22 protein-coding genes are annotated in these 26,139 nt (G+C 66.9%); 11 read left to right on the top strand and 11 right to left on the bottom strand.

Annotation, left to right across the window (positions count from 1 at the left end):
* Position 1: 1 nt before the first annotated feature.
* From mdoH to ACQR1Y_RS25925, 3 genes are all read right to left on the bottom strand, one after another.
* Positions 2–2,134, bottom strand: a complete 2,133-nt coding sequence (mdoH, locus tag ACQR1Y_RS25935) for a glucans biosynthesis glucosyltransferase MdoH (protein ID WP_434876974.1) — start codon at positions 2,132–2,134, stop codon at positions 2–4.
* On the bottom strand, positions 2,122–3,609 hold the full coding sequence (locus ACQR1Y_RS25930; RefSeq protein ID WP_434877157.1) for a glucan biosynthesis protein G: 1,488 nt from the start codon (positions 3,607–3,609) through the stop codon (positions 2,122–2,124). Before ACQR1Y_RS25930 ends, mdoH begins: the two co-directional genes overlap by 13 nt.
* Positions 3,610–3,913: 304 nt before the next feature.
* Positions 3,914–4,567, bottom strand: coding sequence for a TetR family transcriptional regulator (locus tag ACQR1Y_RS25925; RefSeq protein ID WP_434876973.1), 654 nt, complete (start codon positions 4,565–4,567; stop codon positions 3,914–3,916).
* A gap of 92 nt (positions 4,568–4,659) precedes the next feature.
* Here ACQR1Y_RS25925 and ACQR1Y_RS25920 point away from each other — a divergent pair, with 92 nt between their 5' ends.
* Positions 4,660–5,145, top strand: coding sequence for a DUF1772 domain-containing protein (locus ACQR1Y_RS25920; RefSeq protein WP_434876972.1), 486 nt, complete (start codon positions 4,660–4,662; stop codon positions 5,143–5,145).
* A gap of 791 nt (positions 5,146–5,936) precedes the next feature.
* Here the strand turns inward: ACQR1Y_RS25920 and ACQR1Y_RS25915 are convergent.
* The gene (locus ACQR1Y_RS25915) at positions 5,937–7,382 is read right to left on the bottom strand and encodes a helix-turn-helix domain-containing protein (RefSeq protein WP_434876971.1); all 1,446 of its coding nucleotides are present in this window, start codon (positions 7,380–7,382) and stop codon (positions 5,937–5,939) included.
* 193 nt (positions 7,383–7,575) lie between these two features.
* Between ACQR1Y_RS25915 and ACQR1Y_RS25910 the strand changes: the two genes are divergently transcribed.
* Both ACQR1Y_RS25910 and ACQR1Y_RS25905 read left to right on the top strand, forming a co-directional pair.
* Positions 7,576–7,782, top strand: coding sequence for a DUF4170 domain-containing protein (locus ACQR1Y_RS25910; protein ID WP_006612464.1), 207 nt, complete (start codon positions 7,576–7,578; stop codon positions 7,780–7,782).
* 240 nt (positions 7,783–8,022) lie between these two features.
* The gene (locus ACQR1Y_RS25905) at positions 8,023–8,574 is read left to right on the top strand and encodes a hypothetical protein (protein ID WP_434876970.1); all 552 of its coding nucleotides are present in this window, start codon (positions 8,023–8,025) and stop codon (positions 8,572–8,574) included.
* A 5-nt stretch (positions 8,575–8,579) separates the two neighbouring features.
* Here the strand turns inward: ACQR1Y_RS25905 and ACQR1Y_RS25900 are convergent, their stop codons facing one another.
* Positions 8,580–9,464, bottom strand: a complete 885-nt coding sequence (locus tag ACQR1Y_RS25900; RefSeq protein WP_434876969.1) for a metallophosphoesterase family protein — start codon at positions 9,462–9,464, stop codon at positions 8,580–8,582.
* 124 nt (positions 9,465–9,588) lie between these two features.
* On the opposite strand from ACQR1Y_RS25900, the gene ACQR1Y_RS25895 reads away from it, so the two are divergent.
* The 4 genes from ACQR1Y_RS25895 (at position 9,589) to ACQR1Y_RS25880 (ending at position 12,959) form a co-directional block, all read left to right on the top strand.
* Positions 9,589–10,104, top strand: coding sequence for an NUDIX domain-containing protein (locus ACQR1Y_RS25895; protein WP_434876968.1), 516 nt, complete (start codon positions 9,589–9,591; stop codon positions 10,102–10,104).
* A gap of 48 nt (positions 10,105–10,152) precedes the next feature.
* Positions 10,153–11,085, top strand: a complete 933-nt coding sequence (locus tag ACQR1Y_RS25890; RefSeq protein WP_434876967.1) for a glycosyltransferase family 2 protein — start codon at positions 10,153–10,155, stop codon at positions 11,083–11,085.
* A 94-nt stretch (positions 11,086–11,179) separates the two neighbouring features.
* Positions 11,180–12,352 (top strand): M20 aminoacylase family protein, encoded by a 1,173-nt coding sequence (locus ACQR1Y_RS25885; protein ID WP_434876966.1) that lies wholly within the window; start codon positions 11,180–11,182, stop codon positions 12,350–12,352.
* Between the two features lie 94 nt (positions 12,353–12,446).
* The gene (locus tag ACQR1Y_RS25880) at positions 12,447–12,959 is read left to right on the top strand and encodes a GNAT family N-acetyltransferase (RefSeq protein ID WP_434857098.1); all 513 of its coding nucleotides are present in this window, start codon (positions 12,447–12,449) and stop codon (positions 12,957–12,959) included.
* 123 nt (positions 12,960–13,082) lie between these two features.
* Here ACQR1Y_RS25880 and ACQR1Y_RS25875 read toward each other — a convergent pair whose 3' ends face one another.
* The 6 genes from ACQR1Y_RS25875 to ACQR1Y_RS25850 all read right to left on the bottom strand — a co-directional run bounded on the left by ACQR1Y_RS25875 (position 13,083) and on the right by ACQR1Y_RS25850 (position 23,084).
* Positions 13,083–15,410 carry a TonB-dependent receptor gene (locus ACQR1Y_RS25875; protein WP_434857097.1) on the bottom strand — a complete coding sequence of 776 codons (2,328 nt, stop codon included), beginning with the start codon at positions 15,408–15,410 and terminating at the stop codon, positions 13,083–13,085.
* 162 nt (positions 15,411–15,572) lie between these two features.
* Positions 15,573–15,941 (bottom strand): DUF2946 family protein, encoded by a 369-nt coding sequence (locus ACQR1Y_RS25870; RefSeq protein ID WP_434876965.1) that lies wholly within the window; start codon positions 15,939–15,941, stop codon positions 15,573–15,575.
* A gap of 196 nt (positions 15,942–16,137) precedes the next feature.
* Complete coding sequence (locus ACQR1Y_RS25865; RefSeq protein ID WP_434876964.1) at positions 16,138–18,201, bottom strand: hypothetical protein; 2,064 nt, start codon at positions 18,199–18,201, stop codon at positions 16,138–16,140.
* A gap of 142 nt (positions 18,202–18,343) precedes the next feature.
* Positions 18,344–21,166 (bottom strand): DUF4159 domain-containing protein, encoded by a 2,823-nt coding sequence (locus ACQR1Y_RS25860; RefSeq protein WP_434876963.1) that lies wholly within the window; start codon positions 21,164–21,166, stop codon positions 18,344–18,346.
* Complete coding sequence (locus tag ACQR1Y_RS25855) at positions 21,163–22,086, bottom strand: DUF58 domain-containing protein (protein WP_434857093.1); 924 nt, start codon at positions 22,084–22,086, stop codon at positions 21,163–21,165. The genes ACQR1Y_RS25860 and ACQR1Y_RS25855 overlap by 4 nt, the downstream gene beginning before the upstream one ends.
* The gene (locus tag ACQR1Y_RS25850) at positions 22,086–23,084 is read right to left on the bottom strand and encodes an AAA family ATPase (RefSeq protein WP_434876962.1); all 999 of its coding nucleotides are present in this window, start codon (positions 23,082–23,084) and stop codon (positions 22,086–22,088) included. The genes ACQR1Y_RS25855 and ACQR1Y_RS25850 overlap by 1 nt, the downstream gene beginning before the upstream one ends.
* Positions 23,085–23,361: 277 nt before the next feature.
* Here ACQR1Y_RS25850 and ACQR1Y_RS25845 point away from each other — a divergent pair, with 277 nt between their 5' ends.
* The 4 genes from ACQR1Y_RS25845 to ACQR1Y_RS25830 are packed head-to-tail and all read left to right on the top strand — an operon-like array spanning position 23,362 to position 26,139.
* Positions 23,362–23,964 carry a DUF1285 domain-containing protein gene (locus ACQR1Y_RS25845; RefSeq protein ID WP_434877156.1) on the top strand — a complete coding sequence of 201 codons (603 nt, stop codon included), beginning with the start codon at positions 23,362–23,364 and terminating at the stop codon, positions 23,962–23,964.
* On the top strand, positions 23,961–24,629 hold the full coding sequence (locus tag ACQR1Y_RS25840; RefSeq protein WP_434857091.1) for a CoA pyrophosphatase: 669 nt from the start codon (positions 23,961–23,963) through the stop codon (positions 24,627–24,629). The genes ACQR1Y_RS25845 and ACQR1Y_RS25840 overlap by 4 nt, the downstream gene beginning before the upstream one ends.
* The gene (locus ACQR1Y_RS25835) at positions 24,626–24,889 is read left to right on the top strand and encodes a DUF6111 family protein (protein ID WP_434857090.1); all 264 of its coding nucleotides are present in this window, start codon (positions 24,626–24,628) and stop codon (positions 24,887–24,889) included. The genes ACQR1Y_RS25840 and ACQR1Y_RS25835 overlap by 4 nt, the downstream gene beginning before the upstream one ends.
* On the top strand, positions 24,886–26,139 hold the full coding sequence (locus ACQR1Y_RS25830) for a CCA tRNA nucleotidyltransferase (RefSeq protein WP_434876961.1): 1,254 nt from the start codon (positions 24,886–24,888) through the stop codon (positions 26,137–26,139). Before ACQR1Y_RS25835 ends, ACQR1Y_RS25830 begins: the two co-directional genes overlap by 4 nt.

Genomic DNA, 26,139 nt, shown 5'->3' with positions numbered 1-26,139 from the left:
CTCACGCCTCGGGCAGCTCGGCGAGCTGCTCGAGCGTGGCGCGATCGTTCAGCACGGCCATGGTCTCACGGCGGGACAGGAAGCCGACCGCCTGCGCGACCGAGGTCGCGTCGGCGAGCCGCGCTCTTGCCGTGGTCAGCTCGACGTCGATATCCCCCGCCTTGCGCAGCGGCCGCGCCGGCAGCGCGTCGAGATGCTGGCGGCGCAGTCCGGCATGGCGTTGCAGTTCGAGCAGCGCGGCGCCGGTGTGGGTCGAAGCTGTGGTGGCGAGCTCCCGCGCGCGGACCAGCACCGGCGGCGGCGAGGTATCCTCCGGCGTGGTGAACAACCCGGCGCCGCGGCGGCGGCTGCCCGTCAGCAATCCGATCGGGATCGACAGCACGAGGCCGGCGACGACCGGCGACATCCAGGCGAGCAGCGGCAGCGAAACGGCATAGGCGCTCACGGCCATGACGAGGCCGCACGCGGTCGGCAGCGCGAGCTTGCGCATGATCTCCGCACGGCTGATGCCGCCGTCGTTGCGCCGCTGCACCTGCCAGCCGGCATCGCGTCCGAGCAGAATCTCGATCACCGCGACCGACTGGAAGATCATCATCGATGGCGCGATCAGCGCCGCCAGCACGGTCTCCACGATCACCGCGAGACACAGCCGGATGCCGCCGCCGAAGCCGCGGCGCCGTGCGCGCGTGAGAAGCGCGGCCAGCAAGGCGAGCAGCTTCGGCACGAAAAGCAGCCCGAGCGTTGCGCCAAACACCTGGGCGGCGAGCACCGGATCCTGCGCCGGCCAGCTCGGAAACAACGCAAAGCCCTTGGGGAAGTATTCCGGCCGCACGAAGTTCGCCTGTAGCGAGATCAGGATGCCGAGCACCAGGAAGACGAACCACAGCGGCGCGGTGATGTAGGCGCCGATGCCGATCAACAGATGCAGCCGCGAGATCCAGTGCAGGCCGCGCGCCGGCAGCACCGCGAGATGCTGCAGATTGCCCTGGCACCAGCGCCGGTCGCGGGCGGCATGGTCGATCAGCGACGGCGGCACCTCCTCGTAGCTGCCGTCGAGATCGACCGTCATGTAGATGCCCCATCCGGCGCGCCGCATCAGCGCGGCCTCGATGAAGTCGTGGCTGAGGATGTGGCCGCCGAACGGCTTGCGGCCGCGCAGCTCGGGCAAGGCGGCATCCTGCGCGAAGGCCTCGACGCGGATGATCGCGTTGTGGCCCCAGTAATTGCCTTCGGCGCCGTACCACCACGCATTGCCGGCGGCGATGATCGGACCATACAGCCGGCCGGCGAATTGCTGCAGGCGCGCGAACAGGCTGGCGCCGTTGACGATCACGGGCAGGGTCTGGATCAGCGCCGCCCGCGGCGCATGCTCCATCGCGTAAGCGAGCCGCACCACCGTCGCGCCGCTCATCAGGCTGTCGGCGTCGAGAATCAGCATGTGATCATAGGCCGCGCCGAACCGCCGCACCCACTCGGAAATGTTGCCCGCCTTGCGCGCGGTATTGTCGGCGCGATGCCGATAGAACACGCGCGCCGTGCCGCAGGCCTCGCGCAGCGCCAGGAACGCGGCCTCCTCGCCGATCCAGATGTCGGGATCGGTGGTGTCGCTGAGCAGGAACCAGTCGAAGCGATCGGCCTGCCCGGTCTCGGCGACGGATTCGATCATCGCCCGCAGCCGCACCATCACGGCATGCGGATCCTCGTTGTAGGTCGGCAGCAGCATCGCCGTGCGGCTGGAAAGGTCGGGCAGGGACCCGTCGACAGCGATGGCGATGGTGTCGCGCCGGCGCGCGAGCATCACGACGAAGCCGGCCAGCGCCGACACGAAGGCGAACGCGATCCAGGCCAGCAGAACCGAGAACAGCACGAGAACCATGCCTTCCAGCACGGTCACGCCGCCGACCTCGACGACCTCGTACATCTTGACACAGCCGGCCAATGTCAGTCCGGCGGTTCCGGCAAATATGAGCGCGCGCCGTAGCGCGACGCCTGGTCCGCTCGAGACCGCCTGCTGCGCGGCAGGGACGTGATGCAGCGGCGACGGCTCCATCTGGAGCGGCGCCTCCGCGGGAAGGAAGCCGTTGCCGGGCGCGTGACGCGGCACGCGCATCTGTGATGCGGCTACGGCGTCCATCGATAGATCCAGCTCTCGGAGACCAGCTTGTCGCCGGCGGTCAGCTCGGCGCGCAGCTCGACCGGCGCGTCATTGGCGGCGCATTGGAAGCTCAGCCGCCATCCGCCGGTCTCGGGATTGGGCTGGGTGACGATGTTGGTCACCTCGGACTTGTCGGCGCTGACCACGCCCTTGACCTGCGCCGGATCGAGCCCCTTGAGCGCGTCGCCCTCGAGCTCCAGCACGAACAGCCTTCCTTCCCCGTGAACGCCGATTCCGGTGCGTGTGAAGCGCGCCAGCGCATGCGGCTTCGGCGCATCCTGGCCCCAATGCAGGCGATAGGTCATGTTGTGCTCGCCCTTGGCGGCGAGCGGCGCCTTCGGCCGCCAGAACGCGGCGATGTTGTCGTGAATCTCCTGCCTGGTCGGAATCTCGAACAGCACCACGGCGCCTTCGCCCCAATCGCCGATCGGCTCGACCCACAGGCTCGGCCGCTTCTCGAAATGCGATTCGAGATCCTGGTAGGCGCTATACTTGCGCTCGCGCTGCATCAGGCCGAAGCCGCGCGGATTGAGATCGTTGAACACGCTGACCTGGAGGTCGCGCGGATTGCTCAGGGGACGCCAGAGCTGCTCGCCCTTGCCGTTGAACATCGCGAGCCCGTCGGAATCGTGCACGGCCGGGCGGAAGTCGTCGACCTCGCCGCGATCGTTCGGTCCGAAGAAGAACATGCTGGTCATCGGCGCCAGCCCGCCATGCGCGATCTCGACGCGCGGATACAGCGACGCTTCGACGTCGAACACGGTGGTCTCGCCTGGACGGATGGTGAAGCGATAGGAGCCGGTCGCGCTCTTGCTGTCGAGCAGCGCGTGCACGACCATCGCGGTCGCGCCCGGCGTCGGCCTCTCCAGCCAGAACGTCTTGAAGACGGGAAACTCCTCGCCCTTGGCCTCGCCGGTATCGATCGACAGCCCACGCGCCGACAACCCGTAGAGCTCGCCCTTGGCGACCGCGCGGAAATAACTGGCGCCCAGAAACACGCAGACTTCGTCGTAATAGTCCGGCCGGTTCATCGGCGCGTGAATGCGAAAGCCGGCAAAGCCGAGATCGGCCGCCGGAAACGCCGGGACCTGCTGGCCGAAGGCGAAATCCTCGGGACGATATGCCACAGGCCTGGCCTGGCCGTCCGCGACCTCGTAGATGTCGACGCGGTCCTTGTAGATCGAGCCGCGATGGAAGAACTGCGCCTGGAACGGCAGATTGTCGCCGCGCCACAACGCGTGATCCGGCAGGAAACGGATCGAGCGGTAGGCGTCGTAGTCGAGCTTCGCCAGCGCGTCCGGTAATTTGTCGTCGGGCGCGGCATAGGGCTTGGACGCGAGATTGCGCGCGAGGTCGCGCACATAGGCCGCATTGAACGGCTGCGCCGCAGGCGCTGCGGCCGATGCACCTCGCGCGAACGACGCGGCAACCGGGATCGCAGCCGCAGATTGCATGAACTGACGGCGATTCAATTTATTCTCGCTTTGCTATGTGGAACTGCGGAGAAACTGTCTGAGAGGCTTCGGGTTCCATTCACGGGGGAGCTTGACGTGCTCGCACAGTGGAACGGCGCAGCCGAACGGCACATGAACGGTAGCGATCAGGCCATGACCCTTGCGCGGAGCCATGGCGTGAAGGGCAGGCCAGACGACCATGCCTGAGGAAAGCGCGTGTTACTGCGACGTCTGCCTCTTGCGGCTCGCGTGGGAATGATGTGCCGATGGCCTCGGGCCCGAAAGCGTCACTGCCGCAGCGACGTCACCCCTCTATCGTCCTGGGCAACAGCTGCTTGAAGCGCGCGAGCGCGCGACGTCCGTCCTTCGGCGGCAGCGTGACCGCGTGCCGGACGGCGGCCGCGATCAGGACCATCATGAGCTGACAGAATTCGTCGAGCGTTTTCCCACGAAGCTGCGGCGCGAGCGGCTGCAAGGCCTGGATCAGCAGGCCGGTCAGAACGGTGAAATCCTCCGCGTCCAGCGCCTGGAGGGCGCGGTCGGCCTGTGTCGCATGCCAGATGTCGCGCGCCACGGGTTCATCGATGAAGAACTGGTAGTAGCTGTCGGTGATGCGGCCAAGCACGCTTTGCAGATCATCCAAGGTCTCGAAGCGCGTCAGCTCCTTGCGCACGCAGTCACGACCGATCGCATTGTAGCGCTCGGCCAACGTGCCGATCACGGCGGTCTTGTCCGGAAAATACTGATACAGCGAGCCGAACGCGATGCCGGTTCGCTCGACGATGTCGCTCATCTTGAATGCGTCACTGCCCTTCTCGGCCATCAGGTCGACGGCGCAAGCCAGGATCTGCTCGAAGCGCGCACGGCTGCGCTGCTGGCTCGGCGCCAGCCGTACGATCCTCTCCTCTCGATCAGCCGGAGTGTCTGTCGAATCCCGCCCCGCCCGCCTTCTCGCCATGACGACTCCAGATCCCGACTTGACCAAAACAATACGAGAGTTTATCGCATTTTGAAATACGAGTTTTTATCGTATTTTTGCGAGGTGCCGCGATGATCTCCTTGCTCATGTCCGGTCTGCTGTGGTTTGCGGCCATCGGCTGCGGCTTGATGGCAGGTGTCTATTTTGCCTTCTCGACCTTCGTGATGTCGGCGCTGCAACGGATCCCGCCGCCGGCCGGCATTGCCGCCATGAACGCGATCAACGTCGACATCGTCAATTCGCCGTTCATCCCGTTCTTCATGGGCACGACCGTCGCGGCGGCGTTGCTCGCGGTCGTTGCCGTCGTGCGCTGGGGCGAGCCGGGTTCGCTCGCGCTGCTTGCGGCCGGCATTCTCTATGTCCTCGGAATGTTCGTCGTCACCCTGGCGTTCAATGTTCCGCTGAACAACGCGCTGGCGGCCGTCGACCCGGCAAGTCCGCAGGGCGCCGCGCTATGGGCGAGCTACGTCCGCGATTGGAGTGTCTGGAATCACCTACGCACATTCGCCTCGCTCGGCTCCGCCTTGCTGTTCATGTTGGCGCTCGTCGCACATTGAACGCGAACGCCGCCGTCAATCGCGGCCGTCGCCGGCGGCTGTGAAAAATTTCGTCGCCAGAGGCGAAAGATATTGCGTTTTTACAGAAATCATGATTGTATGGGCGCATCCCGCCTCGATCGGAGGGGCGTATCGCGGTCGTCACGAGCGTTGATGCGGGATGCGATGGGCGTGTTGGATCGCAGCGCGAGCAATCGTGCCGACGAACGGTCCGACGCGCACGGTCAAGCCGTGTGGTCCTTATCTCCCGGTGCCGAGATCAAGTTCGCGCCGACGATGGCGCTGATGACAGGGTCAATCAGCCGGTCCCTGGGGAGAGCACGGAGTAAGCCGTAAAGCCATCGCGCAGGGAAGGCCGGGATGTCCCAGCCGAACCTGTGGTTCCTACCCCGTGCATTTTCTCACGCACGGGGGCCATGGGGGCGGCGCGCTCCCGGTCTTCCCTGCGCCCTCTGTTGAGGGGGGGCGAACGAACAAACAAAGCTCGGGTGCGGATGCGCCGCGAGAGGGTGACCGCATGCATATCTTGGCGTCACGAGTTTCCGCCTTGGGCCTTCGTCTGTCCGCGTCATTGCGAGCGCAGCGAAGCAATCCAGAGTCACGTCCGGAGCCCTGGATTGCTTCGCTGCGCTCGCAATGACGGGGGGAGGGCGGTGCTACACATTCGCTGTCATTCCGGGGCGCGCGGCAGCGCGAACCCGGAATCCATCGGGCCGCAGGCCGTGTCGTGAAATGGATTCCGGGCTCGCGCTGCCGCGCGCCCCGGAATGACCGAGGAGAGAGTGGTGGCCTCACAACTCCCGCGCATTGCTGAACGCGAACGAACTCACACGCCGCGTTGTCTCGTCCAGGATCAAGGTCCGCGTGATCGGCGGTTCGGCGCGCTGGGCGCAGTTTTCGCGTTCGCAGAGCCGGCAGTTGACGCCGATCGGCGTGCCTTCGGCCGTCTCCAGATCCATGCCGGCGGCATAGACGAGGCGCGACGCATGCCTGATCTCGCAGCCCAGGCCGATGGCGAAACGCGGCTGCGGCAGCGGATGCGGCGCCACCGGACGGCGCACCATCTGAGCAATCGAGAAATAGCGCGAGCCGTCCGGCAGCTCGATGATCTGCTTCAGCAGCCGGTCCGGCGTGTCGAAGGTCGAATGCACGTTCCACAGCGGGCAGGTGCCGCCGAACTTGGAGAACGGGAAGGTTCCCGAGGAAAAGCGCTTGGAGACGTTGCCGGCATTGTCGACGCGCAGCATGAAGAACGGAATGCCGCGCGCGTTCGGACGCGACAGCGTGGTGAGCCGGTGGCAGACCTGCTCGAAGCCGGTGCTGAAGCGTTGTGCCAGCACGTTAATGTCGTAGCTCAGCGCCTCGGCCGCTGCGAGGAACGGCGCATAGGGCATCATCACGGCGGCAGCGTAGTAGCTCGCCAGCGTCATGCGGTAGAGCCGGCGAGAGGTGTCGTCGATTGCGCCGGCGCGGCCGATGATGATTTCGAACTGCGGCAGGCACTCCGCCATGCCGAGCTGCACGGCAAGCTGAAACGTGCGGCCTGGTCCATCGACCAGTTCGGAGATCAGCAATTGCCGCCGATGGCGGTCGTAGCGGCGCAGGGTCTCGCGCATCACATCGACCGGCATCACGCGGGTCTGCACCGAATGCTTTTCGCGCAAGCGCGCGGCGAGCGCGGCATAGAGCCCCTCGGCCGGGACGTCGAGCGCGTCGCGCAGGGCTTCCGCCTGCTGCTCGAGCTCAGGGAAGTAGTTGCGGTTGGCCTCGATCAGGTCGCGCACCCGCTCGATCGGGTTGGCCTCGAAATGGCCGCCGGCATTGCGGTCGGCCATCTGCGCCGCCACCAGGGTCTCGCCCCGCCGCGCCTCGGCGTAAGCCGCGTACAACCGCTGCAGCGCGTGGGTGACGCCGGGGCAAAGCTCGGCGAGGTCGCGCAGCTCCTGCTTGGGCAGCTCGATCTGGCGGAACAAGGGATCGGAGAAGATCTCGTTGAGCTCGGCGAAGAAGCGGTCCTCGTCGGCAGTGGCGAGGTCGCGGAGATCGAGGTCGTAGACCTCGGCCAGCCGCAGCAGGATCTGGGCGCTGACAGGGCGCTGGTTGCGCTCGATCAGGTTGACGTAGCTCGGCGAGATGCCGAGCCCCTCGGCGAGCTGGGTCTGTGACAGCCCCAATTGCTGGCGGATGCGCCGGAATCGCGGACCGACGAACAGCTTCTTTCCGGATTCGCCGGGCATCGCGACCCTTCAGAGCCCTCCGGCTCTCGATTTGTGACAAGATTTACAAATGACATTTGTGACAAGTGATGATGTTACATGACATCACCATTCAAAAACAAGGCCTCTATACGAAGCTGTCGGTTTCGCGTTTATCTCTGGTCACGCAAATCGCAATGCACTGTCAAAGTTGTGACGGTTGATGGAGGGTCTCATGACCAGCAATTTCTGGGTGATCGGCGGCGAGTTCGGCTCGATGAATTTCCACAAGCTGGTGGAGGGCTCGGCCCAGGTGAAGGGGCCGTTCAAGTCGCGCAAGGAAGCCGAGGATTGCTGGCGCGAAGTGTCCGAGGAGAACCGTCACAAGGCCGGCGTCCGCTTCTCGATCGTCGAGGAGCCGCAGCGCGCGCCGGCGGCCTGACCGCCAGCAAGGACGGCACTGCCAGGTATCTGAATAAAGCTCAAGGAAGAGCCCAAGGACGGGGCGGTCTCAGCCGGGTCACACCGGAGGGGGCCGCCCACGTCCGTTTAGGCGCCGCTGATGATATCAACGTGCTTATAACCCATTGAAGACAAATGGGGTTTGCGGAATACGGGGTTACTGATAGGTTAATGGGAGAAAACCTGGCGAAACCAGGGCCGAACCGTGAAAGCGTCAGCGATGTCCGAGGCCCCCGACAGCAGCACCGAACCGCGTCCCGTCCGCCTGCGCGAGGCGCTGCGCCAGGCCCGCATCGAGGCCGCCGACCGGACGGGCGTGGTGGTCGATCTGCGCGACGCCGAGGTGGCGCGGCTGGAGATCCTCAACGAGGCGCTCGACCCGCTGTTCGCCGAGATCCCCAGTCAGATCGACCTGTTCGATCGCGCGATCAGCCAGGGCGAGACGCCTCGGCTGTGGATCGATGTCGTCGCCCATGTCGTGATGGGGCGCGACAAGCGGCAGTACCGCTTCGTGCAGGATACCCGCAACGGCCGCATCGTGCTCGCCGAGTCGCACGACATCGGCGCGATCGTGAAGGCCGTGACCGACTACGTCGCCCGCCGCATGGTCGAGCGCGAGCGCGCCTTCGGCGTGGCGCGTATGCAGGCTCAGGCGAGCAGCGAGACGCCAAGGCGCGGACGGTTCTGGCCGTTCGTGCTCGGCTTCGTGCTCGGCGCGCTGTCGCTGTTCGGCATCGCGCTCTACGAGAGCCTGAAGCCGATCAATTTCTGACGCGCTCAGAGCAGGCGGATCTGGCGGATCTCACGCACGCGCATCGCATCGTTGACGGCGCGCACGGTCATCTCGCAACGCCAATGATTGCCTTCGGGCGCGACGGCGAAAATGTTGTAGGCCGCGGCCGGATAATGGCCATGCGCGAGCGACGACGCGGAGGGCACGCCGACGACCGGAATCTTGCGCTCCGGGCCATCGATCCAGAGCGTCGAATGCACGTGGTCATGGCCGTGCAGCACCAGCTCGACGCCGTGGCGCGCGAGCAGCGCGATGAGCGCCTTGGAGTCGGTCAGCCGCTTCATCCGATTGGCCGAGCGCAGCGGATGATGCACCAGCAGCACACGAAACAGCGGCTCATGCGCCAGCGACGCGAGCAGCTGATCCAGCGCCGCGAGCTGGGCGCTGCCGATCCGTCCCGTGGCCATGAACGGCGCGGACGGCACGGCCGAGGACAGGCTGATCAGCGCCAGCGGCCCGCGCCGGCGCAACGACGGAAACGTCGCCGGGCCCTCGGCATCGCCGCCGAAATAGGCGGCAAAGCTCTCGGCGAAGCGCAGGCGCGTCGAGCGGACATAGGCGTCGTGATTGCCCGGAATTGCGGTGACCTTGTCGGGCGGTCCCACTGTCTGGAGCCAGGCCTGGGCGAGCGGAAATTCCGACTCCAGGGCGAAATTGACGAGATCGCCGGTGACGGCGATCTGGTCGGGCATCTGCGTGTGCAGGTCGGAGATCAGGAGGTCGAGGATGTCGCGCCGGTGATATTTGTAGCGGTTGCGCGTCCAATTGAGATAGCCGAGCGCCCGCTTGCCCGCGAGCTCGGACAGGCGCGGCCGCGATTGCGGGGCAAGGTGGGGGTCGGACAGATGCGCGAGCGTGAAGGCGGCCATCACCGGTCCCTGCGCCGATGGCGGATGCGTGCGCGCTCAACGATCATGTCGTGCTATCCCTCATGCTGGCGCTCTCATGGCAAGCCCGGCCTTCGAGCGCAAGACCAACCGGGGATGACGCGATTTGACGACAACACAGCTCAGCAGGTTGCGGATCCGGTTCGAGCCGGTGCTGCGGCGCGGATTCCATCTCTATTGGCGCTTCGCCAGGGGCATGACGCTCGGCGTCCGCGGCGTGGTGCTGGATGCCGAGAACCGGGTGTTCCTGGTCCGGCATGGCTATGTCTCGGGCTGGCACCTGCCGGGCGGCGGCGTCGAGGTCGGCGAAACCTTCATGCAGGCGCTGGAGCGGGAGCTGTTCGAGGAGGGGCGGATCGCGCTGGCCGGCGAGCCGGAGCTGCACGGCATCTTCCTCAACAGCCACGTCTCGCCGCGCGACCACGTCGCCGTGTTCGTTATCAAGAGGTTTACGCAGGACCGGCCGCCGGAGCCGAACCGCGAGATCGTCGAGACCGGATTCTTTGCCTTCGATGCGCTGCCGGAGGGCACCACGCTCGGAACGCTGTCCCGCCTGCGCGAGGTGATGGATGGCGTTAAGATCATTCCGACATGGCGGCCCGAGCGCGCCGGCTCATTATGAGATTCTGCACCGAATGCGGGCAATCTCCCGGCCATGGGAGACGGGTCCATGAGTTCTCAACCGATGCGGATTGCCGTGCTGGTGCCCTGCTACAATGAAGAGGCGGCGGTCGCGACCGTGGTCCGCGACTTCATGCAGGCGCTGCCGACGGCGACTGTTTACGTCTACGATAACAATTCCAAGGACCGCACCGTCGAGGTCGCGCGCGCTGCCGGCGCCGAGGTCCGCAGCGAGCGGCGGCAGGGCAAGGGCCATGTCGTCCGGCGGATGTTCGCAGACGTCGATGCCGACATCTACGTGCTGGTCGACGGCGACGCCACCTATGACGCGCCGAGCGCGCCCGCGATGATCGAGCGGCTGGTGAGCGAGCGGCTCGACATGGTGGTCGGCTTGCGGGTCGACCAGGAGCAGGCGGCGTACCGCATGGGCCATCGCACCGGCAACTGGATGCTGACGAGCTTCCTCGCCGAGGTGTTCGGCCAGGCCTTCAAGGACATCCTGTCCGGCTACCGCGTGTTCTCGCGCCGCTTCGTCAAATCCTTTCCCGTGCTGTCCGACGGCTTCGAGATCGAAACCGAACTCACGGTGCACGCGCTGGAATTGGCGCTGCCGGTCGCCGAGATCGCGACGCCGTATTACGCGCGGCCCGAAGGCTCGGTGTCCAAACTCAACACCTGGCGCGACGGCTTCCGCATCCTCAACACCATCCTGAAACTGTACCGTTCCGAGAAGCCGCTGCGCTTCTTCACCGCGATCGGCATCTTCCTCGCGCTGGTCTCGATCGGCTTCGCCATTCCCATCTTCGTCACTTTCATCGAAACGGGTCTGGTGCCGCGGCTGCCGACAGCGGTGCTGTCGATGGGCCTGATGATCATGGCGCTGCTGTCGGCGTCGTCGGGCCTGGTGCTCGACACCGTCACGCGCGGCCGCCGCGAGATGAAGCTGCTGGCGTATCTCGCGCAGCAGCCGGTTGGAGGGTGACGTTGCGCGTGGGATCGGGGCCGATCGACGCTTGTGTCCGCGGGGCGTTCCGGCGATGGTTCGCGCCGAACCGCCCCTCAACGAGAGCCACTTCATGCCCATCCTGAACAGCATCGCCGCACTCACCGACGACATGGCGGCATGGCGCCACGATTTCCATGAGCATCCGGAGCTCATGTACGAGGTGCATCGAACGGCGGGCATCGTCGCCGATCGGCTGCGCGAGTTCGGCTGCGACGAGGTGGTGACGGGGATCGGCCGCACCGGCGTGGTCGGCGTCATCCGCGGGCGCAAGACCGACTCCGGCCGCATCATCGGCCTGCGCGCCGACATGGATGCGCTGCCGATCGAGGAGGCCTCAGGCGTGCCCTATGCCTCGAAGACGCCCGGCCTGATGCATGCCTGCGGCCATGACGGCCATACCGCGATGCTGCTCGGCGCCGCCAAGCATCTTGCCGACACCCGCAATTTCGATGGCACGGCGATCGTGATCTTCCAGCCGGCCGAAGAGGGCGGCGCCGGCGGCAAGGCGATGGTGGATGATGGGCTCATGACCCGCTGGGGCATCCAGGAGGTCTATGGCCTGCACAATGCGCCGGGGGTGCCCGAGGGCATGTTCGCGCTGCGGCCGGGCCCGATGCTGGCGTCATCCGATCAGCTCGAGATCACCGTGCACGGCAAGGGCGGCCATGCCGGGGCCGGCGTGCACAAGGCGGTCGACAGCGTGCTGATCGCCGCGCACATCATCACCGCGCTGCAGTCGATCGTCTCGCGCAATGTCGACCCGGTCAAATCGGCCGTCATCTCGATCTGCATGGTCGAGGCCGGCAAGGCGACGAACGTGATTCCCGAGACGGTCGAGCTGAAGGGCACCGTGCGCACGCTCGATCCCGAGGTGCAGGACCTCGTCGAGCGCCGCATCGCCGAGGTCGCCGACGGCATCGCCCGCACCTATGGCGGCACGGCAACGACGACATACACCCGGCTCTATCCGATCACGATGAATCACGCGCGTGAAGCCGTGATCGCCGCCGATGTCGCTCGCGACGTGGTCGGTGTCGAGCGTGTGGTCGACAACGCACCGCCGCTGATGGGCGCGGAGGATTTCGCCTTCATGCTGCAGGCCCGTCCAGGCGCCTTCGTCTTCCTCGGCATGGGCGACGGCAACGACTGCCATCATCCGGCCTATCGCTTCAACGACAACATCCTCGGCTACGGCGCGTCCTATTGGGTGCGGCTGGTCGAGAAGACGATGCCGGTGGAGTGAGCCTCGGCCGGAACCCGGCGGCTCGCCGCCGGGCTTATGAGAGGAAATGGAGCCATGGACCGCGCCGCTTGGGGATGCTATCCCGCCACCCCACATGAGTGACCTGTCCATTACGATCTCCGCCGAGAAGCCGGGCGATGCGCAAGCCATCGAGCGGCTGCATGAACGTACCTTCGGCCCCGGCCGCTTCGTGCTGAGCGCCTACCGCCTGCGCGAGCATGTCGATCACCTGCTCGCATTGTCGTTCACGGCCCATATCGGCACGCTGCTGGTCGGCTCCGTCCGCCAGTTGCCGATCTGCGTCGGCGACACCAAGGCCCTGATGCTCGGGCCGCTGACGGTCGAGCCGCCGTTCCGCAAGCACGGCATCGGCCGCATGCTGATGGAGCGCTCGATCGCGGACGCGCGGACGCAGGGCCACCGCTTCATCCTGCTGGTCGGCGACGCCGCCTATTACACCCGCGTCGGCTTCAAGCCGGTGCCGAAGGGCCGGGCGACGATGCCGGGCCCGGTGGATTATAACCGGCTGCTGGTGAATGAGCTGGTGGACGGCGCCTTCGAGGGCGTCGAAGGCGCGATCCGTCCGGATTGGGATTACGCGAAGTAATCTCGGTCTCTCTGTCTTGCGAGCGAAGCAATCCAGAGTCCCGTCCACGGCTCTGGATTGCTTCGTCGCTTCGCTCCTCGCAATGACGCGGAGGGGGAGGCTGCTCCCCCTCCGCGCCGTCGGTCAGAACTTCAGATTGGCGAACAGCCGCACGCCGATGCCGGGCAGCAGCACCTCGTCCTTGGTGTAGGATACGGAGTTGCGGATCTTCTCGTTGAGCAGGTTGTTGCCGACCATGCCGACCAGCATCTCGCGCGCGCCGAACATGTTCGGGTCGAGCTTGGTGCGGTAGCTGACTTCGGCCTTCAACAGGTTGTAGCCCGCCGTCGGCGTCTCCGCGATCTGCGCCACGTCGTTCTGCGCGAAGGCGTGCAGCAGGTTGATGCGGGTCAGCCAGTTGGCATCGCGCCAGAACAGGCCGCCGCCGACCCGCATCGGCGGGATGCGCGGCACGTTGGTGCCGTCGGGGAAGGTGGCGCGGACGACGTCGAACTGGTTCTCGATGCCCCAGATGCCGCTGCCGAGCTGGGAGACGTCGAACTGGCTCTGGAACTCGGCGCCACGGAACAGCGCGTTGCGCTGCGAGTAGACCGCCTGGTTCAGCTCGGTGCCGGTCGTGCCGCACGAATCGAAATCGTCATCGCACATCACGCCGGTCAGCCGGCGATAGATGAAGTTGCTGAACTGCGTGTAGTAGGCGGTGGCCTCGAAGCGGAACGGGCCGGTGGCCTTGCGCAGGCCGACTTCGACGGTCTTGGCGGTCTCGATCGTCAGGTTCGGATTGCCGATGTCGAACGTCGCCGTCGCGTCATGGCCGCCGCGCGAGAACAACTCGGCCGCCTTCGGCGCGCGCTCGACATATTGCGCGGTGACGCTCGCCACGAGATCACCGGGCAGGTTCTGCAGCAGGCCGACGCTCGCGCTCTTCGGCGTGTAGGATGGATTGCGCGCGATGTTGGCCTGCGGCGTGCCGTCCGGCAGATAGTCGCCGGGGAAGTTCGGCGTCGAGCCGTTCAGCGACACGTGCTCGATACGGCCGGCGATCTGCGCCTTGGTCGAGGGTGTGAAGGCGAGCTCGTTGAAGACGTAGCCGGCGACGCGGTTGTTTGTGTTCGGCCCGAACAGGCCGTTGAAGACCGAGCCGGGATTGTCGGGGCTCGGCGCGTTCAGCTCCTGGTGGCCGGCCTGCACGCCATAGGCGGTCGTCAGCGTGGCGAAGCGCAGATTGACCGGCATCATCTGCATCTCGACGCGGGCTTCCTGCTCGCGGTTGGTGAAGGTCTGGCGCACGCCGTCGGTGGTCGGATCGGTCGTATCGGCCAAGCCGATCTCGTTGTGCCGATAGTCGGTCGCGCCAAGCCAGAAACGGACGGCGTCGATGGCCGCGGAGTCCGGGCGGTACTCGCCCTTGGCAGTGATCTTGGTCTGATGCGCGTCGATCCGGGTGCGGCTGTCGGCGCCGTCGATGCCGGGGATGTGGTAGAGCGCGTTGGTCTGGGTGATCGCCGCGCCGATGAAGCCGCCGGTGAAGAAGTAGCTTCCGCCGATCGAGGCGCCCTCGTTCTGCACGGCCGAGTTCGGCTGCCGCCCGTTCACGGGGCGGGTCTGATCGAACAGGTACGGATAGCCCGGAATGGAATAGTCGCCGGTCTTGCGACCATAGGCATCGGCGTGAAGGGCAAAATTGCCGCCGCCGGCATCGAGCAGGATGCCGCCCTCGACGCCGCGGTCGACCGAACTGACGGAGGTGCGCGTCTCCGCGGTGACGCAAGGCGCGCTGCTTGCGGCGGGCGCGCTGGCCGGCAGGCCATAGGTCTGGAACGGCGCGGTCGAGCAGGTCGGTAACGCCTGCGGAATGCGGTTGTTGGTGGCGCTGACGACACCGCCGATCGAGGTCGAGCCGTAGCGCAGCGCGGCCGGGCCGCGCACCACTTCGATCTGGTCGCTGGTGAGCGGATCGATCGGCACGAAATGGTCTTCGCCGAGATCGGACGCGCCGCCGCCGCCGATGCCGTTCTCGACGATGCCGACGCGATTGACGTCGAGGCCGCGGATGATCGGCCGGCTGGAGGCGCCCGGCGCGAAGCTCGATCCGGTGATGCCGGGCTTCGAGTTGAGGAGATCGCCGAGCGTGGCCGCTCCGGAGCGGCGGATCTCCTCGTTCGGGACCACGGTCACGGTTGCGAACTGATCGGTCACGATCGGCAGCACGCCCTGCTGCGGCGGAGGTGGCGCGGCCTGGGCTTCGCGCGACGGCGCTGGGGTCCGCGTGCCTCGGCCAGCAACGCGGGCCGTGGGATTGGGCCGCGGCACCACCGGCTTGCGGGCGCGGATCGGACTCGGCGCCGTGACCGTGACCTCGGGCAATTCCGCCGAAGGTTTGACAGGATCATCGGCGCGCGCAGGCGCGCCCAAAGCGCACAACATGGCTGCGACGCTGCAGCCCGACATCAAAGCTCTCGGCAACATTCTTCCATTCCTGATCCTGATCAGGCGATCCCACGTCCTTCGTTGCGGGTGGGATGCGCCTGCCGTCGCTTGCGACGGATCCATTCCTTCACGCCATACAGGTGCGCATGAGCGCAGCGCGCCGGCGTTTCGACCGGTGTCAGATCAGGCGAGGGGAGGGGCGCGTGGCTGGAAGGCGGCATCAATGATGGCAGCCGCGACGTCGGTGGCAATCGCCTCGGGGAGACGAAATCCGACCGCTTCAGGAAGCGTCAGAACGGGGACCGGCGACAGCAGGACAGATTGCGCCATCGCCATGACGGCGCAGATGGCGCAGCCATCGGCGGACGGCTGCTGATCGGGATCCTGGCTTGGTGTGGATCCGGTGTGAGCCTGCGCCGTCGTGATCCGGCCGCCATCGCCAGCCTGGCCGGCGATCCAGTGAACGTGGCCGAAGGCGAGCGCGAACTGCAGCAGCAGCGCGAACAGCGCCAGCCGCGAGCCATCCTTGATGTTCGCGCGAAACCAGCTCATGGCCAGCTCTGGCTCATGTCGATCTGGCTCATGTCGATTGGCCACCCCGTTCAGCTGAGTAGCTCAGCCGTTGTTACAATGTAACATCGCAGCGGGGTGGCGCGGCGTCAATCATGGCGCAGTCGCGTTCGCGCAGAATCACAGGCATTGTGCCCTTCGCGCCACGCGGCTTGCACCTCAGGGTGCAAGCCCGGGGTCAGCGTCCCTCGCGCACCCAGGTCGCGGCGAGCGCGCCGAGCAGCAGCAACAGGCCGATCACGCCGGCAAACATCGGCAGCACGCCGACGCCCTTGACGACGCTGGCGTCGCGCATCCGCACGCCCATCCAGCCGTCGCCGCTGAACAGCGTCGACGACTTCACGGGCACGATGCGCGGCATGTCCAGGCTCGATCCGTCGGCGATGCGGCGGGCATCGCCGCCGGTGGCCTGCGTCAGCGGCTTCAGGGTCTCGGTGGTCGAGGTGACCTCGGAGAACTCCTTCGGATTGGTCGGGCCGACATTGATCAGCGCCTTCAACGTGCCGTCGGTGGCCTGCCACAGGCCGAGCTCGCTGGCCGGCAGGGTCGCGCGCCACTCGCCGGGATCGCCCTGGGCGAGCGTGAGCTCGCGCGTCTGGCCGGACGGCGAGGTCACGGTCACCGGCGGCACGGTGTCGCCCATGGTCTGGCGGATGACCGCGAGATCCTTGCCCTGCATCTGCAGCCGCAGCGCTTCCTCGTCCAGATCAGGCTGCTGCATCAGCCAGTGCGACATGCGCCGCAGCAGATCGAGATGCGGGCCGCCGCCTTCATAGCCGCGCGCCCACAGCCAGATGTGATCGGACAGTAGCAGCGCGACGCGGCCAGCGCCGAAGCGCGACAGCAAGAGCAGCGGCTTGCCATCGGCGCCGGTCATCACCGGAGGACTCACCGCATTGCGCGTCTCGACAGTGCGGAAGAAGCGGCTCCAGCGCGGCGGCTCGGAGGCGGAGCCTTCGAGGCCGCGCGTCACGGGATGACGCTTTCCTGCGTCGGAGAGATGCGCGTAGAACGGCTTCTCGGTGACGCCGACCGGCTCCGCCGGCAGCACCGAGTCCAGCGGCGTGCGCCAGATGCTGGTGTTGGAGGCGTAGTCCGGCCCGGCCGAGACCAGCACCGCGCCGCCATTGCGGACATAGCGTGCGATGTTGTCGAAATAGGCGATCGGCAGCACGCCCTGACGGGCGTAGCGATCGAAGATGATCAGCTGGAATTCGTTGATCTTCTGCTGGAACAGCTCGCGCGTCGGAAACGCGATCAGCGACAGCTCGTTGATCGGCGTGCCGTCCTGCTTTTCCGGCGGCCGCAGAATCGTGAAGTGGACGAGGTCGATGCTGGCGTCCGACTTCAGGAGGTTGCGCCAGGTGCGCTCGCCGGAGTGCGGCTCGCCCGACACCAGGAGCACGCGCAGCTTGTCGCGCACGCCGTCGATCGACACCACCGCGCGGTTGTTGACCAGGGTCAGCTCATTGTCGAGCGGCGAGGCCTCGATCTCGACGATGTTCTGGCCTTCATGCTTGACGTCGACGTCGATTTTCGACGTCTGCCCGCTGGTCATGGTGCGCTCGCTGATGACCTCGCCGTCGCGGCGGATCACCACCTTGGCGCTGGCGCCGACGACGCCCTGGTCGTCGAGCCGGAAGCTGACGGTCTGCGGTTGGCCGACGATGCCAAAACGCGGCGCGGCGGTGATTGCGACACGGCGGTCGCGCTCGGCCTTCTGTCCGGTGATCAGCGCCTGCAGCGGCGCCTGGAAGCCCAGCGCGGCCATGTTACCGGGAATGTCGTGGACGCGGCCGTCGGTGATCAGGAAGGCGCCGGCGACGCGGTCGACCGGCACGTCGGACAGCGCCGAGGTCAGCGCGCTGAACAGATGCGTGCCGTCGGTCTCGCCGTCGGCCTGGCCGGCGTCGACGACGCGCACTTCGAGGCCCTTGATCTTCTTCAGGCTGTCGACCAGCGCCTCCTGGGCGGCCTGGGTCTGCCGGGTGCGGTCGCCGAAATTCTGGCTCGGGCTCTTGTCAACGACGACGGCGGCAACCGAACTCAGCGGCTCGCGGTCCTCGCGCGTGAACTGCGGATTGGCGAGCGCGAGCGCGATCAAGGCGAGCGCGGTGACGCGGATCCAGGCGGAGCGCGAACGGCTGATCAGGAGCAGCGCGGCGATGACCACGATCGCGCCGATCGCGAGCCACAGCACGACCGTCGGGACGAGAGGCGTGAACGCGATGCCGTAGTTCATGAGGCAAACTCGCAGTTGTCGTCATGGCCGGGCTTGTCCCGGCCATCCACGTCCAGCGGGGTCCGCTGAGTAACGTGGATGCCCGGGTCAAGCCCGGGCATGACGGCTGTGGGTTGGGCGCGACCTACGCGCACAAATGACATCACTGCCCGAGCCGTTCGATCAGCGCCGGCGCGTGGACCTGGTCGGCCTTGTAGTTGCCGGTCAGGGTGTACATCACGATGTTGACGCCGGCGCGGAAGGCGAATTCGCGCTGGCGCGGTTCGCCCGGGACCATCGGCAGCATGGCCTGGCCGTCGGGGCGGATCGCCCAGGCGCCGGCGAGGTCGTTGGAGGTGATGATGATCGGCGACACGCCGTCGCCGCCGCGTGCGGGACGCGTGGCGCTGTCTTCATCCTCGTCCTTCGGCAGCGCTTCAACCCAGGTCTGGCCGGCGGTGAAGCGGCCGGGGAAGTCGCGCAGCAGATAGAACGTCTTGGTCAGCACGTGCTCGCGCGGCACCGGTTCGAGCTCCGGCACATCGAGCGAGGACAGGATCTCGCGCAGCGACTGCATGCCCGGGGTCTGCTGCGCGCCATTCTCGCCCGGAGGCGCCTCGACCGCGTCGCGCGTATCGAAAATCACCGTGCCGCCCTGCTTCATATAGGCGTCGATCTTGTTGATCGCGTCCTGCGGCGGCTTCGGCGCGCCCGGCACGATCGGCCAGTAGATCAGCGGAAAGAACGCCAGCTCGTCGTGGGCAGGATCGATTCCGACGGGATCGCCGGCTTCGAGCGCGGTGCGCTGCGCCAGGAACAGCGTCAGCCCGGTCAGGCCCGCCTTGACGATGGCGTCGACGTCGGCGTTGCCGGTGACGACGTAAGCAAGCCGCGTCTGCGAGACTGCCCGCATCGCGAAGTCGTCGCTGGCCGCATCGGCGCGCGCGCTGGTCGGCATCGCGATCGCCATCAGCGCAGCCGTAGCAAGGACGGCGAAGGCGAGCACGGCCGCCGCCGGGCGGCGGCGCCGGATCAGCGAAGCCAGTACGCTGCCGAGCAGCGCAACGATGATGGCATCGATCAGGAACAGCAGCAGCGCGGTCGACAGCAGGATGCCCCGGAGATCACGTGGCTCGGCGGTGGTGTAGCTGGCGCGCTTGGCGCGCAGCGCCGAGGTGTCGAGCTGCAGGATGCGATCGGCGGGACTGAGCGTGTTCACGGCGGTGGGTCCGTCGGAAGGGCCATAGAAGCCGGGTGGATGATCAAGGGAGGCCCTGTCGTTGAAATCGGCCGGCAGCGGCTTGGCGGTCGAAGGCGGCGGTCCGAAGGCGCCGAAGCCGTCGAGGATGTGCAGCGGCGCCAAGGTCGCCTTGGCGGTCTCTCCCGCGGGGCCAGGGCCCGGCGTCGAGGTGTAGCCGGACATGTCGACGATGCGGCGAAGCATCTCGACCATCGCGCCCGACATCGGCAGGTCCGACCAGCGCATGTCGGCGCTGACATGGAACAGCGCGATCAGGCCCTTGCCGCGATGCTCGCCGGTGACCAGCGGCGTGCCGTCCTCGAGCGAGGCCCAGCTCTTGGTCGCGAGCACCGCGTCGGGCTCCGCAAGCACCTGGCGGTTGACGGTGACGTCCTTCGGCACGCTGATGCCGGCGAACGGGCCGTCGGCGGCGAAGGCGGCGAGATGCTGCGGCTTCTCCCAGGTCAGGCTGCCGCCGAGCGTACGGCCGCCGCGGCGCAGCTTCACCGGCACGAGGTCGTCATCGCCTTGCGCGAGGCGTGGACCGGCGAAGCGCACCAGCACGCCGCCATTCTCGATCCAGCCGTTGAGGCGGTCGCGCAGCTCCGGCGACAAGGTGCCGACATCGGCCATCACGATCATCGGCACTTTCTGATCCAGGAACTGCGTGAGGACCTGCTGCGGCGCGCCGCGATCGCCAAGCCGGAGATCGGCGAACGGCGACAGCGCGCGTGTCAGATAGAACGTCGGCGCGAGCAGCGGCTGCGCGGTGTCGCTGGTCGCACCCGAAACAATGCCGACCGCGCGGCGTCGCCAGCGCTTGTCGAGCAACTGCACGGCACCGGCTGAACGCTCGCCGGCGATTTCCAATCGCGTGATGTCGTTGCGCAGCTCGACCGGCAGGTCGAAGCTCGCCTCGGCATCATGCGCGTTGCCTGTGAAGCTGAACGGCGCCTCGCCGAGCGGCGAGCCCTTGGCGTCGAGCGCGCGCACGATGCCACCGGGCACCGAGAGATCGGCGCGCAGCACCTTCACCGTCATCTTGGCGGCGGCGTTCTCCGCGCCGGCGAGCGCCAGCGGCGAGGTGGTGCCGCCTTCGAACACGGTCAGGCTGCGGTCGCCAATCGTTTTGGCCAGACCCGTGACGAACTCGCTGCCGCGGCCGGGATCGACGCCGTCGGAGAACCACAGGATTTCGGCGTCGCCGGTGGCTTTGAGGAAGCGGTCGAGCTGGGGCAGCGCATCGGCGCGCTCGGTCGTGTAGGGTTTGGGCGCGATCTGGCGCAGCGCGACGCGCGCCGCACCGGCCGGCATCAAAGTGAGATCGCGCGCCGGCTCCGACAGCGGCAGTAGCGCCACGCCGCGGCGGTCGGCATCCGCGTTCGCAATGATCTCGTCGGCGGCCTTGATGCGGGTCTCCCAACTCGCGGCCGCGCTCCAGCTGTCGTCGAGCAGCAGCACCAGCGGCGCCTTGCTGCCGACCGCCTCGGTGCGCGGGTTCCAGATCGGGCCGGCTGCCGCGAAGATCACCAGCGCGGCCGCGATCAGGCGCAGCAGGGTCAGCCACCACGGCGATCGCGACGGCGTCTCTTCCTTGGGCGTGATGTCGAACAGCAGCCGCGTCGGCGGGAACTCGATGCGGCGCGGCCGCGGCGGCATCACCCGGAGCAGCCACCACAGCACGGGCAAGCTGATCAGTCCGGTCAGCAGCAGCGGTTCGGCGAAGGACAGCGGCAGGCCCATCATGCGCGCAGCCCTCCGCCAACCTTGCTCGTCGTCATACCGGCATGGAGAAACAGCAGCAGCTCCGCCGCCGAACGGCTGGTGGTGTGCGTGGTGAACAGCCAGCCGAGCTTGCCGGTCTCGGCGCGGATCTGGTCGCGATGCAGCGCGACGCGGGCGACGTAGTCCTGCGCCCAGCTCTCGGCGCGGCCGGCGGTGATCACCTCGCCGCCCTCGGGCTCGACGAATTCGACGCGGCCGGAATAGGGGAAGGTCTCCTCGGCCGGATCGACCACCTGCACCATCGTGCCATGCGCGCCGGAGGCGGACAGGCCGGCCAGCATGGTGCTGATCTCGGAGATCGGCGACCAGAAGTCCGCGAGCACGACGATCTCGGCGAGCGCCGAGGGCACGAAGGACGGCGGAAGGCTCGGCCGTGCAGCTTCGTCATGCAGCATCGCCTGAGCGATGCGGTCGATGACGTTGCGGCTCGCGGTCGGATGCAGCAGGCCGGGAATGCCGACACGCTCGCCGCCGGCGACCAACAGCTCAGCCAGTGCGAAGGTCACGATCAGCGCGCGTTCGAGCTTGCTGTCGCGCGCGCCTTTTGACGCGAACGCCATCGAGGGCGAGCGATCGGGCCAGATCCATACGGTGTGCGCGGCTTCCCATTCCTGCTCGCGGACATACAAATGGTCGTCGCGTGCCGAGCGGCGCCAGTCGACGCGTTGCGAGGGCTCACCGGAGACGAAGCGGCGATATTGCCAGAAGCTCTCACCGGAGCCGGCCCGCCGCCGTCCATGCAGGCCATGGATGACGTTGGCGGCGATCTGCCGGGCTTCGAGCACGAGACGCGGCAGCGAGGACGCCAGCGTCCGGCTTTCGCCATCGGCACGCCGGATCGCGAGAATCTCCTTGTCGGCGTGCCCCGGTGCTGTCGCCATCAACCGATCCGGCTCTTCAGTTGCCGGATCACGTCCGGAATGGTGCGACCCTCGGCGCGAGCGGGGAAGGTCAGCGCCATGCGGTGCTTGAGCACCGGCTCGGCGAGGTCGAGCACGTCATCGATCGACGGCGCGAGGCGGCCGTCGAGCAGCGCGCGGGCGCGCACCGCGAGCATCAGGGATTGGCTGGCGCGCGGACCCGGGCCCCAGGCGATCAGCTTGCCGGCATCGCCGGCATCCGGGCCGGGACGCGCGGAGCGCACCAGCGACAGGATCGCCTCGACGACGGAATCGCCGACCGGCAGACGCCGCACCAGCCGCTGTGCCGCGATCAGCGCGTCGGCGGTCATCGCGCCCTTGGCGGCGCTCTCCTCGGCGCCAGTGGTTTCGAACAGGATGCGGCGCTCGGCGTCGCGATCGGGATAGTCGACATCGATCTCCATCAGGAAGCGGTCGAGCTGCGCCTCGGGCAGGGGATAGGTTCCCTCCTGCTCCAGCGGGTTCTGCGTAGCGAGCACGTGGAAAGGCTTCGGCAGATCATGCCGCGCGCCTGCGACGGTGATGTGCTGTTCCTGCATCGCCTGCAGCAGCGCCGATTGCGTGCGCGGGCTGGCGCGGTTGATCTCGTCGGCCATCAGCAGTTGCGCAAACACCGGTCCGGCGATGAAGCGGAACGAGCGCTTGCCGACCGTGCTCTCGTCGAGCACCTCGGCGCCGAGAATGTCTGACGGCATCAGGTCGGGCGTGAACTGCACGCGCTTGGCATCGAGGCCGAGCGTGACGCCGAGCGTCTCGACCAGCTTGGTCTTGGCGAGACCGGGGACGCCGATCAGCAGCGCGTGTCCGCCGGACAGGATCGTCACCAGCGTGTTCTCCACGACGCGATCCTGGCCGAAGATCACGTTGGAGATCGCTTCCTTCGCCGCGCGGATCTGCCCGGAGACCTGTTCGGCCGATCGGATGATCGCATCCTCGAGCTTCTCGGCACTCTCAGCCATTCCCGTCGCTCCTTCTGCCCCGCATCTTCAACTTGCCGATTCAACCTGTCGACCGGCGTTCCGCTCCAGTTTATCGGGACACGGCTGCCAATCCATGCGAAGGCGCTGTATTCGTTGAGTTAAACTATCCCCATATTATCGGCATTCCGGGGTATTGACGGCATCACGATATGGCGACCTTACATCACGTGCACTGACGCCAGGAACTTTTGCACAGACGATGGCGATAAAATCCTGCACCAATCGTGCCAAGGCGCAAGCAAACTCAGGGCAAACCATGGCGAAGCAAGGGCAGACCACCAACACGGGACTCGACCGGCTCACTTCGGCTGCGACACAGGCCGGCACAGCCGGCAAAGGGCTGCCGCCGGTGCATCTGTGGAATCCGCCTTTTTGCGGCGATATCGACATGCGAATCGCCAATGATGGTAGCTGGTACTACATGGGCACGCCAATCGGCCGGCCTGCGCTGGTGCGCCTGTTCTCCACGATCCTCAAGCGTGAAGGTGAGAAGTATTTCCTGGTCACGCCGGTCGAGAAAGTCGGCATCCGCGTCGATGATGTGCCCTTCATGGCCGTAGAACTGCGGAAGGAAGGCGATGCAAGCGGCGAGCTGCTGCATTTCCGCACCAATGTCGACGATTGGGTGACCTGCGACACCACGCACCGGCTGCGGTTCGAGCCGGGCGAGAGCGGCGGCCTCACGCCCTATCTTCATGTCCGCGCCGATCTCTGGGCCAAGGTGACGCGCCCCCTCTACTATGAGCTTGTTGACATGGGGGAGGAGCGGATGATCGATGGCGAGGTGATGTTCGGCGTGGGGTCGGGCGGCGCGTTCTTCCCCATGGCCAGTGCAGAAGAGGTGAGGGCGGCGCTTTGAACCAGCCCCTGAGGAACGTGGCTGCGACGCTCGATTCGGCGGAATTCTTCGCGCGGGGGCGCGCGCGGCTGGGTTTCGACGTGCCGCCGGCGCTGCTCGATCCCGATGTCATTCCGGCCAGCGGAGATTCCGGCACCGACCGCATGCTCGAGATCATCTCGCGCGAGCAGCCGATCCGCCCGGCCGCGGTGCTGATCCCGGTGGTGGATCATCCCGAGCCGACGGTGCTGTTGACCCAGCGCTCGCCCAATCTCTCCAGCCATGCCGGGCAGATCGCCTTTCCGGGCGGCAAGATCGACGTCACCGATGCCTCGCCGCTGGACGCGGCGTTGCGCGAGGCCGAGGAGGAGGTCGGGCTCGACCGCAGCTTCGTCGACCCGATCGGCTATCTCGACGTCTACGGCACGGCGTTCGGCTTTCGCATCCTGCCGACGGTGGCGCGGGTGCGGCCGGGATTTTCGCTGCGGATCAACGAAGGCGAGGTCGACGATGCCTTTGAGGTGCCGCTGGCGTTCCTGATGGATCCCGCCAATCACCAGCTGCATTCCAAGGAGTTTCGCGGCATGGAGCGCTCGTATTACGCGATGCCGTTCGCCGAGCGCTACATTTGGGGCGCTACGGCGGGCATCTTGAGGGTTTTGTACGAACGGATTTGTCTGTCATGATCCGAGCCGTGTTGACGGAAATCGGAATCTTCCTCATTCCTTTCGCAGTTTATGTGTTGTTCTTGCTCGCGACCAGGTCGGGGCTCTTGGTGCCCGCTCACTGGCCGCTTCATTTGGTGACGAAATTGACGGTGGCGGCGCTGGTGTTGGTGATTGCAAGTCTGCTCCTGGTTGTCGAGTTCTCCGGCGCGCCGCCGCGCTCGACCTATGTGCCGGCTCACATCGAGAACGGCAGGCTCGTTCCCGGAGTCGAGAAATGACCGACGCGCGGGTGCTGGATGCGCCCTGGCTGTCGTCCGGTCCGGCCGCGCGGGTGCTCGCGCTTCTCAACTGCGACGGCGAGGAGGCGCGCGTCGTCGGCGGTGCCGTCCGCAATGCGCTGCTCGGCATTCCCATCGGCGACATCGACATCGCAACCACGGCGCTTCCGGTCGAGGTGATCCGGCGCGCCAAGGCCGCCTCGATCAAGAGCGTGCCGACCGGCATCGACCACGGCACCGTGACGCTGGTGCTCGAGGGGCATCCGTTCGAGGTGACGACCTTGCGCGAGGACACCGAGACCTTCGGCCGCAAGGCGAAGGTCGAATTCGGCCGCGACTGGGTCGGCGACGCGCATCGGCGCGATTTCACCATCAACGCGCTGTCGGTCGGCCCGGACGGTGTCGTGCACGATCATGTCGGCGGCCTCGACGACATCGCCGCGCGCCGCGTGCGCTTCATCGGCGATCCCGCCCAGCGCATCGCCGAGGACTACTTACGCATCCTGCGCTTCTTCCGCATTCATGCGGCGTTCGGTCATGGTGCACCGGATCAGGACGGCTATCTCGCCTGCATCGCCGGCCGTGCCGGGCTCGCCACCTTGTCGGCCGAACGTGTGCGGATGGAGATGCTGAAGCTCCTGGTCACGGACGGTGCGGTCGGCGCGGTCACCGCGATGACCGATGGCGGCCTGCTGACGGTAATCCTCGGCGGCGTCGCCTATCTCGGCCCGTTCGCGGCGATGATCGAGATCGAGCGCGAGCTCGCGCTGCCGGCGAGTGCGGTTCGCCGCCTCGCGGCGCTCGCCGTTGCCGTCACCGAGGATGCGCGCCGGCTCGGCAGCAGGCTGAAGCTCTCCAATGCCGAGACCAAGGCGCTGGACGGCATGGGCCATCGCTGGTGGCGCTTTGCCTCGGCCGACGAGGCGCGGGTGCGGCGGCTGCTGTATCGTCTCGGCGAGACCGTCTATCGCGATCGCCTGCTGCTCGGCTGGGCGCGCGCCGGCCGGGATCGCGACGATCCGCGCTGGCGCGAGCGCGCGCTGCTGCCGCAGCGCTTCACGCCGCCGAAACTGCCGCTGAAGGCCGCCGATTTCATCGCGCGCGGCGTGGCGGAGGGGCCGCTGCTCGGCCACGTGCTGACGCTCGCCGAGGATGCCTGGCTGGCGGCGGATTTCCCGCTCGACGAGGCCTCGCTGAACGCGATCGCCGACCAGGCGGCCGCGCGCGTGAACCGCGACGGACGAAGCTGA

The organism is Bradyrhizobium sp. HKCCYLRH3099 (genome assembly GCF_051167855.1).
Lineage (GTDB): Bacteria > Pseudomonadota > Alphaproteobacteria > Rhizobiales > Xanthobacteraceae > Bradyrhizobium.
The sequence above is the reverse complement of the archived record's forward strand: the minus strand, read 5'-3'. Positions and strand labels throughout refer to the sequence as shown.

What these genes read in the sequence shown, in the direction of transcription:
- mdoH (WP_434876974.1), bottom strand. Translation starts at nt 2,134, where the DNA reads ATGGACGCCGTAGCCGCATCACAGATGCGCGTGCCGCGTCACGCGCCC.
- ACQR1Y_RS25930 (WP_434877157.1), bottom strand. Translation starts at nt 3,609, where the DNA reads ATGCAATCTGCGGCTGCGATCCCGGTTGCCGCGTCGTTCGCGCGAGGT.
- ACQR1Y_RS25925 (WP_434876973.1), bottom strand. Translation starts at nt 4,567, where the DNA reads ATGGCGAGAAGGCGGGCGGGGCGGGATTCGACAGACACTCCGGCTGAT.
- ACQR1Y_RS25920 (WP_434876972.1), top strand. Translation starts at nt 4,660, where the DNA reads ATGATCTCCTTGCTCATGTCCGGTCTGCTGTGGTTTGCGGCCATCGGC.
- ACQR1Y_RS25915 (WP_434876971.1), bottom strand. Translation starts at nt 7,382, where the DNA reads ATGCCCGGCGAATCCGGAAAGAAGCTGTTCGTCGGTCCGCGATTCCGG.
- ACQR1Y_RS25910 (WP_006612464.1), top strand. Translation starts at nt 7,576, where the DNA reads ATGACCAGCAATTTCTGGGTGATCGGCGGCGAGTTCGGCTCGATGAAT.
- ACQR1Y_RS25905 (WP_434876970.1), top strand. Translation starts at nt 8,023, where the DNA reads ATGTCCGAGGCCCCCGACAGCAGCACCGAACCGCGTCCCGTCCGCCTG.
- ACQR1Y_RS25900 (WP_434876969.1), bottom strand. Translation starts at nt 9,464, where the DNA reads ATGGCCGCCTTCACGCTCGCGCATCTGTCCGACCCCCACCTTGCCCCG.
- ACQR1Y_RS25890 (WP_434876967.1), top strand. Translation starts at nt 10,153, where the DNA reads ATGAGTTCTCAACCGATGCGGATTGCCGTGCTGGTGCCCTGCTACAAT.
- ACQR1Y_RS25885 (WP_434876966.1), top strand. Translation starts at nt 11,180, where the DNA reads ATGCCCATCCTGAACAGCATCGCCGCACTCACCGACGACATGGCGGCA.
- ACQR1Y_RS25880 (WP_434857098.1), top strand. Translation starts at nt 12,447, where the DNA reads ATGAGTGACCTGTCCATTACGATCTCCGCCGAGAAGCCGGGCGATGCG.
- ACQR1Y_RS25875 (WP_434857097.1), bottom strand. Translation starts at nt 15,410, where the DNA reads ATGTCGGGCTGCAGCGTCGCAGCCATGTTGTGCGCTTTGGGCGCGCCT.
- ACQR1Y_RS25870 (WP_434876965.1), bottom strand. Translation starts at nt 15,941, where the DNA reads ATGAGCTGGTTTCGCGCGAACATCAAGGATGGCTCGCGGCTGGCGCTG.
- ACQR1Y_RS25865 (WP_434876964.1), bottom strand. Translation starts at nt 18,201, where the DNA reads ATGAACTACGGCATCGCGTTCACGCCTCTCGTCCCGACGGTCGTGCTG.
- ACQR1Y_RS25860 (WP_434876963.1), bottom strand. Translation starts at nt 21,166, where the DNA reads ATGATGGGCCTGCCGCTGTCCTTCGCCGAACCGCTGCTGCTGACCGGA.
- ACQR1Y_RS25855 (WP_434857093.1), bottom strand. Translation starts at nt 22,086, where the DNA reads ATGGCGACAGCACCGGGGCACGCCGACAAGGAGATTCTCGCGATCCGG.
- ACQR1Y_RS25850 (WP_434876962.1), bottom strand. Translation starts at nt 23,084, where the DNA reads ATGGCTGAGAGTGCCGAGAAGCTCGAGGATGCGATCATCCGATCGGCC.
- ACQR1Y_RS25845 (WP_434877156.1), top strand. Translation starts at nt 23,362, where the DNA reads ATGGCGAAGCAAGGGCAGACCACCAACACGGGACTCGACCGGCTCACT.
- ACQR1Y_RS25835 (WP_434857090.1), top strand. Translation starts at nt 24,626, where the DNA reads ATGATCCGAGCCGTGTTGACGGAAATCGGAATCTTCCTCATTCCTTTC.
- ACQR1Y_RS25830 (WP_434876961.1), top strand. Translation starts at nt 24,886, where the DNA reads ATGACCGACGCGCGGGTGCTGGATGCGCCCTGGCTGTCGTCCGGTCCG.